Here is a 17,460-nt window from a genome sequence, read left to right as displayed (position 1 = left end):
CCGATGGAGGCCCGCGGTGACCGCGGCACTGCCGGGCATCAAGGGCGTGCTGTTCGACCTGGACGACACGCTGCTCGACCACCGGGGCGCCGCCGACGCCGCGATCGTCGCCTGGGTGTCGGCGCACTCGCCCGCCCACCCGCGCCTGGACGAGGTGGCCGTGCTCTGGGCCGGGCTGGAGGGGCCGTACCTGGCGATGTGGCACACGGGCGCGTGCTCGCTGCAGGAGCAGCGGCGGCTCCGCCTGCGCGCGCTCTGCCAGGAGCTGGCCGTGCCGGCGCCCGCCGATCTGGACGCGGCCTACGCGGACTTCTCCGAACGCTACCGGCAGAACTGGACGGCCCACCACGACGTGACGCAGGCGCTGGCGGAGCTGGACGGGCTCACCCTCGGGGTGCTGACGAACGGGACGCAGCGGTTGCAGGAGGCGAAGGTCCGCGCGATCGGGCTGGCCGGGCTGGTCGGGCCGGTGCTGACGGGCGAGGTGCTGGGCGGACACTTCAAACCGTCGCCCGCCGCGTACACGGGCGCGGCGGCGGCGCTCGGGCTGGCGCCTGAAGAGGTGCTGCTGGTGGGCGACGACGTGGACAAGGACGTGACGGGGCCGGCGCCGACCGGCATGCGGTCGGTCTGGCTCGACCGGCTCGGTGCCGAGCCCCCGCCCGCCGGCTTCCCGCGCATCACCACGCTGGCCGAGCTGGCCCCGCTCATCCGCTGACCCCGGCGCCTCGTCACCCCAGAGGCCACCTCATCCGGGCGCCACCTCGGCCAGCACCGAGCCGTCCAGGTCGAACCCGCCCACATGGGCCAGATAGTCGCCCTGGACCAGCGGATCGCCGAGGTACACGCCGCCGGCCTGGCGCACCAGCAGCGCGCCCGCCGCCACGTCCCAGGGATGGGCCCGGGTGCCGTACGCGGCGTCCGACCAGCCGGCGGCCACGTGCGCGAGAGTGAGCGCGGCGCTGCCCGGCCGGCGCACGGCGGAGAACGACGCCAGGAACCGCCCGTAGCGCCGCAGCGCCTCCTCCGCGTCCACCTCCACGTCGCGGGGCGTCGGGTAGCTCGTCAGGAGCATCGCCTCCCGGTCGCTCGAGGCTCCCCCACTGCGCAGCGGCGTGCCGTTGCACCAGGCGCCCTCGGTGGTGGCGCTGAACTCGTCCTCGCGTACGGGGTCGTACACCACGCCGGCCACCAGCTCGCCGCGCACGGCGGCGGCGATGGACACGCAGAAGAACGGCAGCCCGGTGGCGAAGTTCGCGGTGCCGTCAATGGGGTCGACGTACCAGACGAGGTCGCCGGAGCCGGTGGAGCCGCCCTCCTCCCCGACGATCGCACTCTCGGGCAGGCGGGCGGTGATGACCGCGCGGATGGTCTCCTCCGCGGCCCGGTCGTGCTCGGTCACGGGGTCGTGGAAGTCGCTCTTGGTGGCCACGTCGGGCCGGGATCTGAACGCCTTGCGCAGCCGCGGGCCGACGGCTCTGGCCGCCTCGGTGGCGATGTCGAGCAGGTGTGTCGCGTCCATGTCTTCTCCAGCACGGGGTCCAGCAGGTCGTGAAGTCATCAGGAACCACTATGCCCACTCCGCATCCACGCACCGGCCGCCACCCGTCCCGGGCTCAGCGGTGCAGGGCGGTCTCCCGTTCCATGTGCGACAGCTTCTCGGGGTTGCGTACGGCGTAGAGCCCGGTGATGAGGCCGTCCTCGATGCGCATCGCCAGCACGCCGTCGATCTCGCCGTCGATCCGGACGATCAGCGCCGGGTAGCCGTTGACCTGTGCCGGCAGCAGCGACGCCACCGTGGCGATCCTGCCCATCACCTGGGCCACCTGGTCGGCTCCCACGACGGGCTCCAGCGCGGCCCGCTTGATCCCACCGCCGTCGGCCAGCAGGACGACTTCCGGCGCGAGGACGTCGAGCAGGCGCTGCAGGTCGCCCGTCTCGATCGCCCGCTGGAACGCCGTGAGCGCGTCCCGGGTCTCGGCCGGGGAGATGACCCCGCGCGGCCGGCGCGCGGCGACGTGTGCCCGCGCCCGGTGGGCGATCTGGCGTACCGCGGCCGGGGTCTTGTCGACGGATTCGGCGATCTCGTCGTAGTCCAGGTCGAACACCTCGCGCAGCACGAACACCGCCCGCTCGGTCGGCTGAAGCGTCTCCATCACCAGCAGCATCGCCATCGAGACGCTGTCGGCCAGCTCGACGTCCTCGGCCACATCGGGCGCGGTCAGCAGCGGCTCGGGCAGCCAGGGGCCGACGTAGGACTCCTTGCGCCGGCCCAGCGTACGCAGCCGGCCCAGCGCCTGCCGGGTGACGATCCGGACCAGGTACGCACGCTGATCCCGCACCGCGTCGAGGTCGACGCCCGACCACCGCAGCCACGTCTCCTGCAGCACGTCCTCGGCGTCGGCGGCCGAGCCCAGCATCTCGTAGGCCACGGTGAACAGCAGGTTGCGGTGGGCGACGAACGCCTCCGTGGCGGAGTCGACGCGGTCCTCGCCTTCCATGCCTCCGCCGTGATCTTCGGGCGTGGTCTGCGACGTACCGGCCATGGGCGGCTCCACTTCACTCTCGACTGTGTCATCCACCAGACGCCGGATCCCGCCGTTCTGTGACACATCGTGCATGTGGCTCACGTCACAGAGCCGTTCTGTCACAAGCATCGGGCCGTCGGCATCTTGTGGTCATGAGTTCAACGCTTGAAACCCTTCGCCGCGACTTCGGCGGCGACATCATCGAGCCCGGCGCGGCGGACTACGAATCGGCCAGCCGCTCGGTACTGGCCTCGGGCAGTCCGGCCTATGTCCTGCGGCCCAAGAGCGCCGGGGACGTGCGGGCAAGTGTCAGATTCGCCGCGAACGCAGGGCTTGCGCTGTCCGTGCGCGGCGGCGGCCACGCCTTCGCGGGCTTCGGCACCAACGACGGCGGCGTCGTGATCGACCTCAGCCTGCTCGCGAACGTGGAGATCATCGACAGGGAACGCCATCTCGTTCGGATCGGCGGCGGCGCCACCTGGGGTCAGGTCGCGGCCGCCCTGGCCCCGCACGGCCTGGCGATCTCCTCGGGCGACACCAAGAGCGTGGGTGTCGGTGGGCTGACGTTGAGCGGCGGCATCGGCTGGAAGGTCAGGAAGTACGGCCTGGCCCTGGACAACGTGGTCGCCGCGGACGTGGTCACCGCCGGCGGAGAGGTCGTGCGGGCGAGCGCGGAGGAGAACCCGGAGCTGTTCTGGGCGATCCGCGGCGGCGGCGGCAATGTCGGGATCGTGATCGCCTTCGAGTTCGCGGCCCATCCGACGACGGACGTCTTCTACGGCAAGATCGTCTTCCCGGCCTCGGAGGCGGCCACCGTGCTCCAGGGGTGGGCGGACCACCTGCGCACCGCCCCGGAAGAGCTCACCTCCATCGTGAGCTTCGCCAACCCCTTCGCCGGCGGACCCGAGGCGCCGGTCGAGATCCAGGTCGCCTTCGACGGCGACGACCCGGAGCTCGCGGCCGCGGCGATCGACCCGATCCGCCGGCTCGGCACGGTGGTCGACGACGACGTCGCGCTGACGCCCTATGCGGACACGCTCGTGGACGGGGCGGTCCCGCCGCCCGGCATCCGGCTGCTCACCCGGAGCGCCTTCGTCGACAAGGAGTCGGTGCCGGCCGCCCTTCGGGTCCTGGCCGAGGTCGGGGCGTCGCAGGGGTCGCCGTTCATCGCCGTCCGCAGCGTCGGCGGTGCGGTGTCCCGCGTCCCCGACGACGCCACCGCCTACGCGCATCGCCGGGCGGAGCTGATGATCGTGACGACCACCCTGGGCCCGCAGCCGGTCGTCGAGGCCGCCCGCCCCGCCCTGGCGGCGATCTGGGAGAGACTCGCGCCGCACGTCAACGGCGCGTACGCCAACTTCCTCGCCTCCGCCACCGACGAGGATGTCGCCGCGGTCTATCCGGCGCAGACCTATGAGCGGCTCGCGGCGGTCAAGCGTCAGTACGACCCCGGCAACCTGTTCGCCGGCAACCACAACGTCCGGCCTCGGTAGGGCGCACGGCCCCCACCCCCGGGAGCATCCCGGAGTGGGGGCCATGGGCGCGTCCTCGCCTTGAGGGATATCCGCTGCTCGGATCATTTGTCAGGACATTCTGACCTGGGTTAAGCTGATCGGCATGACCGCGAACCTGGCCATCGACCTGGATCGATCCAGCCCCGTGCCGCTCTATTTCCAGGTGGCCGAGCAGATCGGCGAGGCGATCCGGCGAGGGGACCTGGCGCCCGGCTCCCGGCTGGACAACGAGATCCTGCTGGCCGACAAGCTGGGCCTGTCGCGGCCGACGATCCGCCAGGCCATCCAGTATCTCGTGGACAAGGGCCTGCTGGTGCGCAAGCGCGGCGTGGGCACGCAGGTCGTGCACGGGCAGGTCAAGCGCTCGGTCGAGCTGACGAGCCTCTACGACGACCTGCGCAGGGCGGGCCAGGAGCCGGCCACGCAGGTGCTGGCGCTGGAGCCGCGCCCGGTCGCGGAGGAGATCGCCCCCATTCTGGGCGTGGAGCCGGGCAGCGAGGTCCTCTACCTCGAGCGGCTGCGGTTCGCGGCCGGGGAGCCGCTGGCGGTGCTGCACAACTGGCTGCCGCTCGGCCTGGCCCAGCTGAGCGCCGCCGATCTGGAGGGCCGCGGCCTGTACGAGCTGCTGCGCGCCGCGGGCGTGCGGATGCGGGTGGCCAACCAGCGCATCGGCGCGCGGGCCGCGACCCAGGCCGAGGCCAGGCTCCTGGAGGAGCGCCGCGGCGCGCCGCTGCTCACCATGGTCCGCACCACGTACGACGACCAGGGCAGGGCCGTCGAGCACGGCTCACACGTCTACCGGGCCTCGCACTACTCCCTCGAGGTCACCCTCATCGAGCGCTGACGCGGCCCGCCGCTTGAGGTAGAGCGTGGTGCAGATCCCGAACACCACGGCCACCGCGAGCCCCACCCAGGAGAAGCCCTTCAACCACTTCTCGGCGACGAGCCCGAGATAGAAGATCACCGTGGTGGTGCCGCCCGCCCACACGATCCCGCCGAGCACGTTGGCGACGGCGAACTTCCAGTACGGCATGCGCAGCGCCCCCGCCAGCGGTCCGGCCAGGATGCGCAGCAGCGCGATGAACCGGCCGACGAAGACCGCCCACACGCCGAACCGCTGGAAGTACTGCTCGGCCTTGGCCACGTGCCGCGGCCCGAAGTGCTTGGGGAAGCGCCGCCCGAGCCGCGCGAACAGCGGCGCGCCCCCCTTGCGCCCGATCGCGTACCCGGCCGAGTCGCCCACGATCGCCCCGGCGCTCGCGCACACGCCCACCCAGAGCGGGTGCACCACGCCCTTGGAGGCCAGGATCGCGGCGCTGACCAGCACGATCTCGCCCGGCAGCGGGATGCCGAGGCTCTCGAGGCCGATCACGAGCGCGACCATGGCGTAGATCCATCCGGCCGGGACCGCCTCCAACCACACGTCGATATGCACGCGCGCAACCCTAGCGCCGCCACATCACCACAAGGACCGCCTTTGAGACCTTCCGCACCGGATGGTCAGCGTTCACTGTCGAGCATGGCCAGCTGCGCCTCGCCGTAGCGCTCGCCCGCGGCCGCCCCGGCGGGCACGGCGGCCTCGATCGCCGCCAGCTCCTCCGCCGTCAACGCGATGTTCAGGGCCCCGAGCGCCTCGGCCAGCCGCTCGCGCCGCCGTGCCCCGACGAGCGGGACGATGTCGTCGCCCTGGGCCAGCACCCAGGCGATGGCCAGCTGCGCGACCGTGATCTCCTTGGCCTCGGCCACCGCGCGGAGCGCGTCCACCAGTGCCAGGTTGTGCGCGAGGTTGTCGCCGGAGAAACGCGGGCTGACGGCGCGGAAGTCACCCTCGCCCAGCTCGCGCTCCTTGGACCAGTGCCCGCTGAGCAGCCCCCTGGACAGCACCCCGTACGCGGTGACCGCGATGCCGAGCTCGCGGCAGGCGGGCAGGATGTCCCGCTCGATCCCCCTGGACAGCAGGGAGTATTCGAGCTGCACGTCGGCGATCGGGTGGACGGCGTTGGCCCGCCGGATGGTCTCGGCCCCGGCCTCGGACAGCCCGATGTGGCGGACGTGCCCCTTCCGGACCTCCTCGGCGATGGCCCCGACGGTCTCCTCGATGGGCACGTCCGGGTCCACCCGGGCGATCCGGTAGACGTCCACGTGGTCGGTGTCGAGGCGGCGCAGGGTGTAGGCGAGCGAGGTCTTGACGGCCGCCGGCCGGCCGTCCTGGCCGAGCCAGTTGCCGTCGTAGTCGCGCTGCGCGCCGAACTTCACGCTGATCGTCACGTCGTCGCGCGAGCGGCTCTTGAGCGCCTCGCGGATGAGCAGCTCGTTGTGGCCCATCCCGTAGAAGTCGCCGGTGTCGAGCAGCGTGATGCCGGCGTCGAGAGCGGCGTGGATGGTGGAGATGGACTCGGACGCGTCGGCCGGGCCGTACAGGTCCGACATTCCCATGCAACCCAGCCCGAGGTCGGAGACGACCGGGCCGCCGGTTCCCAAAGTTCTCATGGGGACAGCATGCCACATTGGATTGACAGATTTCAATTTCTGTCAGTCGTCGCCACTCTCTGCGATCGACCGCATTCACTCCGTCACAGCGGCTTCAGGGTGTTGTCCCAGAAGTTGTCCCGCACGACCGCGGCCTTACGGCAGTCGGTCCACGCCCCATAAGCCCCGCTCTTGAGAGAGAAATTGCGCCCGAACCGATTTCCGATGACGCGGTAGTCGCGGCTGTGGCCACGCGGGCAATACAGCGTGTACGCGCCCCCGGCGAGCAGGTTGTTCTCGACGAGGACGTTGGCATTGTTCGTGGGATGACTGATGATCGCCGAGGTGCCGCCCGGCGCGTAAATCGTGTTGTGCATGATCCGGATATTGGAGCCGCCGGCGAGCTGAATGCCGTCGGCGTGCCCGGTGGCGCCTTCGTACAGGTCGTGGATGTAGGAATCGACGACACTGGTGGTGTCGTCGATGTCGAAGCCGTTCTCGCATCCGTGGATGTTCAGCCGCCTGGCGGTCATCCCGTAGGAGCCGACGCCGGTGGTGTTGCGGTTGCGGCAGTCCACCTCGACGTCCTCGAGCAGCAGCCCGCCGCCCTGGTACGACTCGATGAAGCTGCCGATGGCGTAGTAGCCGGTGCACGTGACCTTGGAGCGGCGGATGGTCACGTTCGGCGCTTTGACCTCGACGCAGCCCCTGATGTCCTTGCCGTCGACGACCGCGCCCGCCTTGGTGATGGAGAGATCGCCCTTCACCACCGTCAATTTCGTACCGGCCGGAACTCCGGTGTTCGTCACGTCGGGATATCCGCACCTGCTGGGCGAAATCGCGCAGCCGGCCTGCCGTGGATTCGTATTCGGCGGGGCTGCCTGCGCATTCGCGGTGGTGACGGGATTGGCGGCGGCGATGATCAGCACAATGGCGGCGGCGGGTCGTAAGTCGAGCGGCATGATCGGCTCCGGTGAAGGCGAACAGCGGGGATGTCGCACACCATAGAACGCATCCATCTCAATGGGCTCGAAAACGCGGCTTTTCATCTGATAGGCGGGGTCACCACCCACCCCCACCAGCACCCTTAGATGGTTTCGGTCCTGTTACGTTCCCGCGAAGCCCCGTCCGCAACCCTTGGCAACAGGGCTCCCCGGCACCTAAGGTGCAGTGCAATGCCACACATTACTGGGATGGTTCATGACGTCTAAGCAGGTCAAGCCCCTGGCCGGCGCCGTACGCGCCGTGTCCGGGGCCGTGCGGCCGGTGTCCGGGGTGCGCATCACCGGCGGTCTGCTCCACCACTGGCAGCGTCGCAACAGCACGGCCACGATCCCGCACACCATCGAGCAGCTCCGCGCCGCGGGCAACGTGGCCAACCTGAGCCGCCTGCTGGAGGACGACCCTGCCCCTTACCGGGGCCGGTACCCCTTCCTGGACACCGACCTGTACAAGACCCTGGAGGGCCTGGCGTACGAGCTGGGCGACGGCGACCCCGCCACCAGGGAGTTCTTCGACGAGGTCGTCGGCCTCCTCGAACGGGTCCAGGCCGAGGACGGCTACCTCAACTCCTTCTTCCAGGACCCGGCCTCCGCCAAGAAGCCGTGGGAGGACCTGACCTGGGGGCACGAGCTGTACAACCTGGGCCACCTCATCCAGGCCGCCGTCGCCGCCAACCGGCGGATGGGAGACGACCGGCTGCTGCGCGTGGCGGTGCGCTTCGCCGACCTGGTGCTGGACAGGTTCCGCGAAAGGGGCATCTGCGGGCATCCCGAGGTGGAGATGGCCCTGGTCGAGCTGTTCAGGGAGACGGGCGAGCGCGGCTACCTGGCCATGGCGGCAGCGTTCGTCGACCGCAGGGGCACGGGGCAGCTCGAGCACCGCACCTTCTCCGGCGAATACTTCCAGGACCACGTGCCCTTCCGCGAGCTGCCGTCGGTGACCGGCCACGCCGTGCGCATGGCGTACCTGGCGGCGGGCGCGACGGACGTCCTCCTGGAGACCGGTGACCGGTCGCTGCTGGAGGCGCTGGAGCGGCTCTGGGACGACATGGTGGCGACCAAGCTGTACCTCACGGGCGGCCTGGGCAGCCGGCACTCCGACGAGGCGATCGGCGACAGGTACGAGCTGCCCTCCGAGCGCGCCTACAGCGAGACCTGCGCGGCCATCGCCGTCATGCAGTGGTCCTGGCGGATGTTCCTGGCCACCGGCGGCGCGAAATACCTCGACGTGTTCGAGCGCGTGCTCTACAACGCCTACGCCGTGGGCCTGTCGGCGGACGGCAGGGCGTTCTTCTACGACAACCCGCTCCAGCGCCGCCCCGACCACGAGCAGCGCAGCGGCGCGGAGCCGGACGGCGAGCCGCTGCGGCGCGCCTGGTTCGGCTGCCCGTGCTGCCCGCCGAACATCGTGCGCTGGATGGCCCAGCTCGCCGACTACGTGGCGGCCGAGCGGGACGGCGCCGTGCTGATCGCCGCCTACACCGAGGCCACGATCCGGACCGATGAGCTGGACCTGGCGATGGAGAGCGCCTACCCGTGGGACGGCGACGTGCGCATCGCCGTCGAGCGGGCCCCCGACCGCCCGTACGGGCTGGTGCTGCGCATCCCCGGCTGGGCCAGGGACGTGACGATCACCGTCAACGGCGAGCCCTGCGACGCGCGGGAGTCCGGCGGCTGGGTCACCCTTCACCGCGACTGGTCGGCGGGCGACGAGGTACGCCTCACCCTGCCCATGCCGGTCAGGGCGCACGGCTCCCACCCCTACCTCGACGCCACCAGAGGCGCGGCCGGCCTGGCCCGCGGGCCGCTGGTGTACTGCGTCGAGCAGCACGACAGCCCCGAGGCCCCGGTCGACGACCTGGTGGTCCGGGCCCATGACGCTGTTAGCGCGAACATCGAGCGGCGGGACGAGACCGTCGTGCTGCGCGTGGACGCGGGCGCGGCTCCCCCGCACTCCCCCGAGCTCTACCCCGAGCTCCCCCTGGACGATGCGCTCCCGGAGACGAGGGTCTCGGCGACCTTCGTCCCCTACTTCCTGTGGGGCAACCGCGGACCCCAAGCCATGCGGGTCTGGGTCAGGACCCCCTGAACCAACGAAAGAAGGCAACATGAGGAGATCTGCGGCGCTCGCGAGCGTCACCATGACCGCCGTGCTGGCGCTCACCGCATGCGGCGGGGGCGGCGGCGCGGGGGGCACCGGCACGGGAGCGGGCACGGGCACCGGCACGTCGGGTGGACCGGGCGCGCCCGCCGCCATGGGCGGCACCGTGCACAGCCTGGCCAAGGCGGACTTCTCCCACCTGGACCCGGTGCGCGGCTGGGACGGCGGCGTCAACAACTTCTACCGGCTCATCTACCGGGGGTTGACGATGTTCGGCGCGGGTCCGGGGGCCGAGGGCACGAAGGTCGTGCCCGACCTGGCCACCGACACGGGCACCCCGTCCGACGGCGGCAAGACCTGGACGTTCAAACTCAAGGACAACCTGTTCTTCGAGGACGGCACCCCGATCAACAGCGAGGCCGTGAAGTTCGGCTTCTCACGCACGTTCGACCCCGAGGCCGGGATCGGCTCGCCGTACGGCAAACTGCTGCTGGACGCGCCGAAGGACTACAAGGGCCCGTATCTGGACGGCGACCTGAAGACCATCGAGACGCCCGACGACAAGACGATCGTCTTCCACCTGAAGAAGCCCTTCGCCGACTTCCCGAGCGCGCTGGCGATGGCCAACTTCACCCCCTTCCCCAAGGGCACGGGGGCGGGCGCGGCGTTCGACACCAAGCCGATCGCGAGCGGGCCGTACAAGGTGGCGAGCTACCAGCGGGGCGTCTCGCTGAAGCTGGAGCGCAACCCGCAGTGGAAGCGTGAGACCGACAGCGTGCGGGCGGCCAAGCCGGACGCGTTCGAGTGGACCTTCGGCCTGGACCCGGCCACGATCGACGAGCGCATGCTGGCCGGGCAGGGCGCCGACGCCGACGCCCTCGGCCCGTCGATCCAGGCGGCGACCGTGGCGCGGGTGCAGCAGCCGCAGATCAAGCAGCGCACGCTGTCCGGGCTCAACGGCTGCACCACGTACATGGGCCTGAACACCACCAAGAAGCCCCTGAACGACGTGCGCGTGCGCCAGGCGATCAACTACGCGATCAACAAGGACACCGTGGTCGCGGGGATGGGCGGCGGCGCCCTGGCCGCCAAGGGCACCTCGATCCAGCCGCCCACGATCGCGGGCCGGGTCGACTACGACCTGTACCCGTACAACCCCGAGGAGGCCAAGAAGCTGCTGGCCGAGGCCGGCCTCGCGGACGGGTTCTCCCTGACGCTGGACACCCGCCCGGACCCGAAGATGGCCGCGGTGGCGGTGGCGATCCAGGACGCGCTCAAGCAGGTGAAGATCGAAGTCAAGATCAACAACATCGACACCTCGACGTACTACGAGGTCATCGGCACGCCGGCGCAGCAGCACGACGCCGCCGTCACCGGCTGGTGCCCCGACTGGGCCTCCGGCGCGACGTTCCTGCCGCCGCTCTTCGACGGCCGCAACATCACGCCCAAGGGCAACTCGAACCTCGCTCAGATCAACGACAAGGGGATCAACGAGCGGATCGACGAGATCGCCGCGATGACGGACGTCAACCAGGCCAACGCGGCCTACGGCGAGCTGGACAAGGAGATCATGAAGCTGGCGCCGGTCGTGCCGCTGGCGTACGAGAAGCTCATCCTCCTCGTCGGCTCGAACATCGCGGGCGCCTACCAGTCCAACTCCTTCTCCGGCGGCATCGACCTGATCTCCGTCGGACTGGCGAAGCCGACGAAGTAGATGACCGTCGCAGCTCTTTCCCCTGCCACGTCGGGCCGGCGGGTCGCGGGCGCGCTGCTGCGTGATCGGGGCGCGGTGCTGAGCACCGCGTTCCTCACGCTGATCGTGCTGATGGCGATCTGCGCGCCGCTGATCAGCGCGATCACCGGTCACGGGCCGAACGACTTCGACACCGCCGCCGTCAACACCGACCTGGGCGGCGTGCCGCACGGGTCGCTCGGCGGCATCAGCGCCGACCACCTGCTGGGCGTCGAGCCGCAGAACGGCCGCGACATCCTGGCGCGCATCGCCTACGGCGCGCGCGTCTCGCTGCTGATCGCGGTCTCCGCCACGGCGCTGACGACCCTGCTGGGCGTGGTGCTGGGCATGCTGGCCGGGTTCTACCAGGGCTGGGTGGACCAGGCGATCTGCCGGGTCATGGACTTCCTCATGGCCTTCCCCGCGCTCATCTTCATGATCGCGATCCTGTCCTCGCTGCCTCAGGGGAACCGGTCGGTGCTGCTGGTGGTGGTGATCAGCCTGTTCGGCTGGCCGTACCTGGCGCGGGTGGTGCGCGGGCAGACGCTGACACTCGTGAACAGGGAGTTCGTGGAGGCGGCCCGCGCGTCGGGCGCCTCCACGAGCGCGCTGGTGTTCAAGGAGATCCTGCCGAACCTGCGCAGCTCGCTGATCGTCATGACCACCCTCGCCGTGCCCGGCTACGTCGGCACCGAGGCGGGGCTGTCCTTCCTGGGCGTCGGTGTGACGCCGCCGACGCCGTCGTGGGGGCAGATGATCTCCGGTTCGGTCGGGTGGTACGCCGTCGATCCGATGTACTTCGCGATCCCCGGCGGGTTCCTGTTCCTCACCGTGCTGTCGCTGACGGTCCTCGGCGACCGCCTGCGGGCCACGCTCGACGCCGGGGAGGCCTCCTGATGGCGCGTTACTTGGCCGGACGGCTCGCCTGGGTGGTGCTGATCCTCTTCATGGTGTGCCTGTTCACGTTCATCATCTTCTTCACGCTCCAGCCGGACCCGGCCGTGATGATCTGCGGGAAGACGTGCACGCAGGAGCGCATCGACCAGATCCATGTCGTGCTGGGGCTGGACAAGCCGTTGCTGACGCAGTTCTTCGGCTTCCTCTTCGGGATCTTCGCCGGGCGCGACTACGGCGAGGGCGCGAACCTCGTGCACTGCGCCGCCCCGTGCCTCGGCTACAGCTTCCAGACCGGCCAGTCCGTGTGGGACATGGTGGTCGACCGGCTGCCGGTCAGCGCCACGGTCGCGATCGGGGCCGCGGTGCTGTGGCTGCTCATCGGGGTCGTCGCGGGCCTGGTCAGCGCGGTCAAGGAGGGCACCTGGTGGGACCGCGCGGCCATGGGCCTGGCACTGGGCGGCTCCAGCATCCCCAACTACGTGCTGGCGCTGGCGCTGCAGTACGTGCTGGTGGTGCAGCTGCAGGTGCTGCCGTTCCCGCAGGCGGTGGCGTTCGGCGACGATCCGGTGCTGTGGTTCGAGTCGTACCTCATGCCGTGGGTCGTGCTGGCCACCGTCTACGCCTGTCTGTATGCCCGGCTGACCAGGGCGAACGTGATCGACACCCTCGCCGAGAACTTCATGCGCACGGCCAGGTCCAAGGGGCTGAGCCCGGCGCTGACCCTGCGCAGGCACGCGCTGCGCCCGGCGCTGACGCCGATCGCCACGATCTTCGGGATGGACTTCGCCGCGCTGCTGGGCGGCGCGCTGATCACCGAGACGGTGTTCGGGCTGAACGGGGTCGGCAAGATGGCCGCCGACTCGATCGCCAAGAACGACCAGCCGGTGATCATGGCGGTGACCCTGCTGGCGGCGTTCTTCGTGGTGATCGGGAACCTGGTGGTGGACCTCGTCTACGCGAGGTTGGACCCGAGAGTGAGGATCGCGGCGAAATGAGCGAACTTCTTGTCGTGGAGGACCTCACCGTCACCTTCCCCACCACGCGCGGCCTGGTGGACGTGGTCAAGGGCGTGTCCTTCACGGTCGGACAGGACGAGACGGTCGGGATCGTCGGCGAGTCGGGCTCCGGCAAGTCGATGACGAGCCTGGCGGTCATGGGACTGCTGCCCAAGGGCGCCAGGACCAGCGGGAGCATCCGGCTGGACGGCATGGAGCTGCTCGGCCGCTCCGACCGCGAGCTGCGGCGGCTGCACGGCGAACGGATGTCGATGATCTTCCAGGACCCGCTGTCGTCCCTCAACCCGTACTACACCGTCGGCCTGCAGATCGAGGAGATGTACCGCGCGCACCGCGGCGGCTCGCGCGGCGCGGCCAGGGCGGTCGCGATCGACGCGCTCGATCAGGTGGGCCTGCCGGACGCGGAGCGGCGGGTGGACTACTACCCGCACCAGTTCTCCGGCGGCCAGCGGCAGCGCATCATGATCGCCATGGCCCTGGTGTGCTCCCCCGAGCTGCTGATCGCCGACGAACCGACCACGGCGCTGGACGTGACCGTGCAGGCGCAGATCCTGAAGCTGCTGGCCCGCCTGCGCGAGGAGGCCGGCATGGGCATGGTGTTCATCACGCACGACCTGGCCGTGATCAGCTCGATCGCCACGCGCGTGCTGGTGATGCGCCAGGGCGAGCAGGTCGAGTACGGCACGGCCGAGCAGGTGTTCGCCGAGCCGGCCCACGACTACACCCGGATGCTGCTGGAGAGCATCCCGCGCATCGACGATGAGGTGAAGGCATGACGCTGCTGCGCGCCCGTGACCTGACCAAGCGGTTCCTCTCGCGCGGGCCGCTGGGCGCGAAGGCCGAGTTCACGGCGGTCGACCAGGTCAGCTTCGACGTACAGCTCGGCGAGACGCTGGCGGTGGTCGGCGAGTCCGGCAGCGGCAAATCGACGACCGCCCGCATGATCGCCAAGCTGATGGACCCGAGCGAGGGCACGCTGGAGTTCGACGGCGAGGACGTCACCCACGCCAAGGGGGCCGACCTGGCCCGCTTCCGCGCCAACGTCCAGGTCGTCTTCCAGGACCCGTTCTCCTCGCTCAACCCCCGTCACACGGTGGAGCGGATCCTGATGGCGCCCCTGGTCTACCAGGGCATCGCGCCCAACGGCAGCCGCCGGGCGCACGCCAAGGAGCTGATGGAGCGCGTCGGCCTGAACCCCGACCACTCCCTGCGCTACCCCGCGCAGTTCTCCGGCGGGCAGGCCCAGCGCATCGGCATCGCCCGCGCGCTGGCCGTCAACCCCAAGCTGGTGATCTGCGACGAGGCCGTCTCGGCGCTCGACGTGTCGGTGCAGGCCCAGGTGCTCGAGCTGCTGCGGCGGCTGCAGCGCGAGAGCGGCTTCAGCTATGTGTTCATCGCCCACGACCTGGCCGTCGTCCGGCAGATCGCCCAGCGGGTCGCGGTGATGAGCAAGGGGAAGATCGTCGAACTGGGGGACACCGAGCAGGTCTTCGGCGACCCGCAGGACGAGTACACGCGGACGCTGCTGGCGGCCATCCCACGCATCAACCCGGAGTGGGACCGCCGCAGGAGGGAGAAGGTGTGATCACCGCGACCTACACGATCCCCGGGATGCGGGTACGCGACCATGTCGTCGAGGTACCGCTCGACTGGTCCGATCCCGAGGCCACGATCAGGGTGTTCGCCAGGGAACTGGTGGATCCCGTGCGGGACGGCGACGACCTGCCGTGCCTGCTCTACCTGCAGGGCGGGCCCGGCGGCAAGGGCCCGCGGCCTGTCGGCACGTCGGGCTGGCTCGGCAAGGCGCTGGAGACGTACCGGGTGATCCTGCTCGACCAGCGCGGCACGGGCCGCAGCTCGCGGATCGACGGGCGGGTGATGAGCGCGCTCGACCCGCAGGAGGGCGCCGACTACCTGGCCCGCTTCCGCGCGGACTCGATCGTGGCCGACGCCGAGCACCTGCGCAAGACCGTCTTCGGCGGCCGGCGCTGGTCGACGCTCGGGCAGAGCTACGGCGGCTTCCTGACGCTGACGTACCTGTCGAACGCGCCCGAGGGCCTGAGCGCCTGCTACGTGGCGGGCGGCCTGCCTTCCGTGGACCCCGACGCCGCGGAGGTCTACCGGCGCACCTATCCGCGGGTCGCGGCCAAGAACGCCGAGTTCTACCGCCGCTACCCGCACCACGTGGAGACCGTGGCCCGCCTGGCCGACCGGCTGTCCCACGGCGACGTCCTGCTGCCCGACGGCGACGTGCTGACCGTGCGGCGGCTGCAGTCGCTGGGGATCGACTTCGGCATGAAGCCGGGCTACGAGCGCATGCACTGGCTCCTCGACGAATCCGCCGAGCTGCCCGAGACGTTCCTGCACCAGGTGCTGGCCCGCTCCTCCTACGCCGACAACCCGCTCTTCGCCGCGCTGCAGGAGAGCATCTACGGGTCCGGGCCCGGCGCGACGGCCTGGGCGGCGCAGCGCGAGCGCGCCCGCCACCCCGCCTTCGCCGAGGACGCCAGGCCGCTGCTGTTCACCGGCGAGATGATCTACCCCTGGATGTTCGAGGAGATCCGCGCGCTGCGTCCCTTCCGCGCCGCCGTCGAGCTCCTCGCCGAGCGTGCCGACTGGCCCGTGCTGTACGACCTGGACCGCCTGGCGGCCAACGAGGTGCCGGTGGCGGCGGCCGTCTACTTCGACGACATGTACGTCGACTCCGGCCTGCAGCTGGACACCGCGTCCAGGGTCGGCAACACGCAGGCCTGGGTCACCAACGAGTACGAGCACGACGGCATCGGCGAGGAACGGGTCTTCGCCCGGCTGACCGGGCTCGTACGCGACATAGGAGGAGGCATTACGGGTGAGTGACGGCAAACCCCCCAAGCTGACCGAGATCCCCGCATTCTTGGACTACATCGCCCAGGGCTGGGACTCCCCCGCCCGCACCCCCACGTTGGTGCCCGGCGCGGCCGAGGCGGCCGCCGCGCACCGGCAGCGCCTGGCCGCCGCCCTCCCCGGCAGGACCGTGGTCGTGAAGGCCGGGCGGGCTCCGGTGCGCAACAACGACACGTACTACGACTTCCGCGTGGACAGCGACTTCTACTGGCTCACCGGCTGCGCGGTGGAGAACGCCGTGGCCGTGATCGCGGACGGCGCCGCCACCTTGTACCTTCCCCCGCCCGCCCGCCCCGGCGAGATCGGCTTCTTCGCCGACGCGGCCTATGGCGAGCTGTGGGTGGGCCCGTCCCCGTCAGTCGCGGAGTGGTCGGCGGCGCTCGGCGTGGAGGTGCGGCCGCTGAGCGACTTCACCGACCCGATGCAGCCGCAGGATGACCTCCCGCGCGTGCTGTCCGAGCTGCGCATGATCAAGGACGAGTGGGAGATCGGCCAGCTCCGCGAGGCCGTGGACCGTACCGTCGAGGGCTTCGCGGCGGTGCTGGCCGAGCTCCCCGCGGCCATCGAGGGTGCGGGCGAGCGGTGGCTGCAGGGCACGTTCGACCGGTACGCCAGGGCGTACGGCAACGGCCCCGGCTACCCCACCATCGTGGGCAGCGGCCCGCACGCCCCCACCCTGCACTGGGTCCGCTGCGACGGCCCCGTCCTGCCCGACGAGCTGCTCCTGCTCGACATGGGCCTCGAGGTACGCAGTGGCTACACCGCCGACGTCACCCGCACCTTCCCCGCCTCGGGCACCTTCTCCCCCGCCCAGCGGCAGGTGCACGACCTGGTGGAGAAGGCGCACCGGGCGGGCATGGCGCAGGTCGGCCCCGGCCACCGCTTCACCGACTTCCACCACGCGGCCATGGAGGTCATCGCGCGCGGGCTGGACGACTGGGGGCTGCTGCCGGTCTCGGTGGACGAGGCCCTGTCGGACCAGGGCCAGCACCATCGCCGCTACCTGATCTGCGGCATCGGCCACCACCTGGGCCTCGACGTGCACGACTGCGCCCAGTCCCGCCCGGAGGCGTACCAGGGGGCGGTCATGGAGGCCGGGATGGTGCTCACCGTCGAGCCCGGGCTCTACTTCCACGCCCACGACCGCACGCTCCCGCCGGAGCTGCGCGGGATCGGCGTACGGCTCGAGGACGACCTGCTGGTCACCGCGTCCGGCGCCGAGATCCTTTCTGACGCCCTACCCATCGACGCGAGCGGCCTGGAACGCTGGACCAAGGAGGCTTCCAGGTAAACCCCCGCACAAACCCACCGGCCGCCGC

Annotated in this window: 16 protein-coding genes; 11 read left to right on the top strand and 5 right to left on the bottom strand. The window is 70.6% G+C overall.

Going from position 1 to position 17,460, the window contains the following annotated elements; translation table 11 throughout:
* The first annotated feature begins 16 nt into the window (after positions 1 to 16).
* A complete protein-coding gene (locus AB0J64_RS24735) occupies positions 17 to 718 on the top strand; it encodes an HAD family hydrolase (RefSeq protein WP_364030980.1) in 702 nt (233 codons plus the stop codon).
* 30 nt (positions 719 to 748) lie between these two features.
* On the opposite strand, the gene AB0J64_RS24730 is transcribed toward AB0J64_RS24735, so the two are convergent.
* Both AB0J64_RS24730 and AB0J64_RS24725 read right to left on the bottom strand, forming a co-directional pair.
* Positions 749 to 1,522 (bottom strand): inositol monophosphatase family protein, encoded by a 774-nt coding sequence (locus tag AB0J64_RS24730; protein WP_364030977.1) that lies wholly within the window; start codon positions 1,520 to 1,522, stop codon positions 749 to 751.
* Between the two features lie 94 nt (positions 1,523 to 1,616).
* On the bottom strand, positions 1,617 to 2,501 hold the full coding sequence (locus AB0J64_RS24725) for an RNA polymerase sigma-70 factor (RefSeq protein WP_364031168.1): 885 nt from the start codon (positions 2,499 to 2,501) through the stop codon (positions 1,617 to 1,619).
* A gap of 179 nt (positions 2,502 to 2,680) precedes the next feature.
* Between AB0J64_RS24725 and AB0J64_RS24720 the strand changes: the two genes are divergently transcribed.
* A complete protein-coding gene (locus AB0J64_RS24720; RefSeq protein ID WP_364030974.1) occupies positions 2,681 to 4,021 on the top strand; it encodes an FAD-dependent oxidoreductase in 1,341 nt (446 codons plus the stop codon).
* A gap of 124 nt (positions 4,022 to 4,145) precedes the next feature.
* A complete protein-coding gene (locus tag AB0J64_RS24715; protein ID WP_364030971.1) occupies positions 4,146 to 4,886 on the top strand; it encodes a GntR family transcriptional regulator in 741 nt (246 codons plus the stop codon).
* On the opposite strand, the gene AB0J64_RS24710 is transcribed toward AB0J64_RS24715, so the two are convergent.
* From AB0J64_RS24710 to AB0J64_RS24700, 3 genes are all read right to left on the bottom strand, one after another.
* Positions 4,830 to 5,477, bottom strand: coding sequence for a DedA family protein (locus AB0J64_RS24710; RefSeq protein ID WP_364030968.1), 648 nt, complete (start codon positions 5,475 to 5,477; stop codon positions 4,830 to 4,832). The two genes, AB0J64_RS24715 and AB0J64_RS24710, sit on opposite strands and share 57 nt — an antisense overlap.
* A gap of 65 nt (positions 5,478 to 5,542) precedes the next feature.
* Complete coding sequence (locus AB0J64_RS24705; protein ID WP_364030965.1) at positions 5,543 to 6,532, bottom strand: aldo/keto reductase; 990 nt, start codon at positions 6,530 to 6,532, stop codon at positions 5,543 to 5,545.
* Between the two features lie 83 nt (positions 6,533 to 6,615).
* Positions 6,616 to 7,596: a right-handed parallel beta-helix repeat-containing protein gene (locus AB0J64_RS24700; RefSeq protein ID WP_364030962.1), complete on the bottom strand. Its 981-nt coding sequence runs from the start codon at positions 7,594 to 7,596 to the stop codon at positions 6,616 to 6,618.
* A 115-nt stretch (positions 7,597 to 7,711) separates the two neighbouring features.
* Here AB0J64_RS24700 and AB0J64_RS24695 point away from each other — a divergent pair, with 115 nt between their 5' ends.
* From AB0J64_RS24695 to AB0J64_RS24660, 8 genes are read left to right on the top strand one after another with little or no spacing between them, the layout of a single operon-like run.
* The gene (locus AB0J64_RS24695) at positions 7,712 to 9,601 is read left to right on the top strand and encodes a beta-L-arabinofuranosidase domain-containing protein (RefSeq protein WP_364030959.1); all 1,890 of its coding nucleotides are present in this window, start codon (positions 7,712 to 7,714) and stop codon (positions 9,599 to 9,601) included.
* Between the two features lie 19 nt (positions 9,602 to 9,620).
* Positions 9,621 to 11,327, top strand: coding sequence for an ABC transporter substrate-binding protein (locus AB0J64_RS24690; RefSeq protein ID WP_364030956.1), 1,707 nt, complete (start codon positions 9,621 to 9,623; stop codon positions 11,325 to 11,327).
* Positions 11,328 to 12,242 carry an ABC transporter permease gene (locus tag AB0J64_RS24685; protein WP_364030953.1) on the top strand — a complete coding sequence of 305 codons (915 nt, stop codon included), beginning with the start codon at positions 11,328 to 11,330 and terminating at the stop codon, positions 12,240 to 12,242.
* Positions 12,242 to 13,237: an ABC transporter permease gene (locus AB0J64_RS24680; RefSeq protein WP_364030950.1), complete on the top strand. Its 996-nt coding sequence runs from the start codon at positions 12,242 to 12,244 to the stop codon at positions 13,235 to 13,237. Before AB0J64_RS24685 ends, AB0J64_RS24680 begins: the two co-directional genes overlap by 1 nt.
* Positions 13,234 to 14,034 (top strand): ABC transporter ATP-binding protein, encoded by an 801-nt coding sequence (locus tag AB0J64_RS24675; RefSeq protein ID WP_364030947.1) that lies wholly within the window; start codon positions 13,234 to 13,236, stop codon positions 14,032 to 14,034. Before AB0J64_RS24680 ends, AB0J64_RS24675 begins: the two co-directional genes overlap by 4 nt.
* On the top strand, positions 14,031 to 14,843 hold the full coding sequence (locus AB0J64_RS24670) for an ATP-binding cassette domain-containing protein (protein WP_364030944.1): 813 nt from the start codon (positions 14,031 to 14,033) through the stop codon (positions 14,841 to 14,843). The genes AB0J64_RS24675 and AB0J64_RS24670 overlap by 4 nt, the downstream gene beginning before the upstream one ends.
* On the top strand, positions 14,840 to 16,114 hold the full coding sequence (locus AB0J64_RS24665; RefSeq protein ID WP_364030941.1) for an alpha/beta fold hydrolase: 1,275 nt from the start codon (positions 14,840 to 14,842) through the stop codon (positions 16,112 to 16,114). Before AB0J64_RS24670 ends, AB0J64_RS24665 begins: the two co-directional genes overlap by 4 nt.
* A complete protein-coding gene (locus tag AB0J64_RS24660; protein WP_364030938.1) occupies positions 16,107 to 17,432 on the top strand; it encodes an aminopeptidase P family protein in 1,326 nt (441 codons plus the stop codon). Before AB0J64_RS24665 ends, AB0J64_RS24660 begins: the two co-directional genes overlap by 8 nt.
* The last annotated feature ends 28 nt before the right edge of the window (positions 17,433 to 17,460 follow it).

The sequence above is a fragment of the Nonomuraea sp. NPDC049695 genome, assembly GCF_040674955.1.
In the GTDB taxonomy this organism is placed as follows: domain Bacteria; phylum Actinomycetota; class Actinomycetes; order Streptosporangiales; family Streptosporangiaceae; genus Nonomuraea; species Nonomuraea helvata.
Note: the sequence above shows the minus strand (reverse complement) of the source record. Positions and strands in the feature narration are given on the sequence as shown.

Excerpts from the sequence above, each read along its gene's own strand:
- AB0J64_RS24730 (WP_364030977.1), bottom strand. The coding sequence starts at position 1,522 with ATGGACGCGACACACCTGCTCGACATCGCCACCGAGGCGGCCAGAGCC.
- AB0J64_RS24725 (WP_364031168.1), bottom strand. The coding sequence starts at position 2,501 with ATGGAAGGCGAGGACCGCGTCGACTCCGCCACGGAGGCGTTCGTCGCC.
- AB0J64_RS24720 (WP_364030974.1), top strand. The coding sequence starts at position 2,681 with ATGAGTTCAACGCTTGAAACCCTTCGCCGCGACTTCGGCGGCGACATC.
- AB0J64_RS24715 (WP_364030971.1), top strand. The coding sequence starts at position 4,146 with ATGACCGCGAACCTGGCCATCGACCTGGATCGATCCAGCCCCGTGCCG.
- AB0J64_RS24705 (WP_364030965.1), bottom strand. The coding sequence starts at position 6,532 with ATGAGAACTTTGGGAACCGGCGGCCCGGTCGTCTCCGACCTCGGGCTG.
- AB0J64_RS24695 (WP_364030959.1), top strand. The coding sequence starts at position 7,712 with ATGACGTCTAAGCAGGTCAAGCCCCTGGCCGGCGCCGTACGCGCCGTG.
- AB0J64_RS24690 (WP_364030956.1), top strand. The coding sequence starts at position 9,621 with ATGAGGAGATCTGCGGCGCTCGCGAGCGTCACCATGACCGCCGTGCTG.
- AB0J64_RS24685 (WP_364030953.1), top strand. The coding sequence starts at position 11,328 with ATGACCGTCGCAGCTCTTTCCCCTGCCACGTCGGGCCGGCGGGTCGCG.
- AB0J64_RS24680 (WP_364030950.1), top strand. The coding sequence starts at position 12,242 with ATGGCGCGTTACTTGGCCGGACGGCTCGCCTGGGTGGTGCTGATCCTC.
- AB0J64_RS24675 (WP_364030947.1), top strand. The coding sequence starts at position 13,234 with ATGAGCGAACTTCTTGTCGTGGAGGACCTCACCGTCACCTTCCCCACC.
- AB0J64_RS24670 (WP_364030944.1), top strand. The coding sequence starts at position 14,031 with ATGACGCTGCTGCGCGCCCGTGACCTGACCAAGCGGTTCCTCTCGCGC.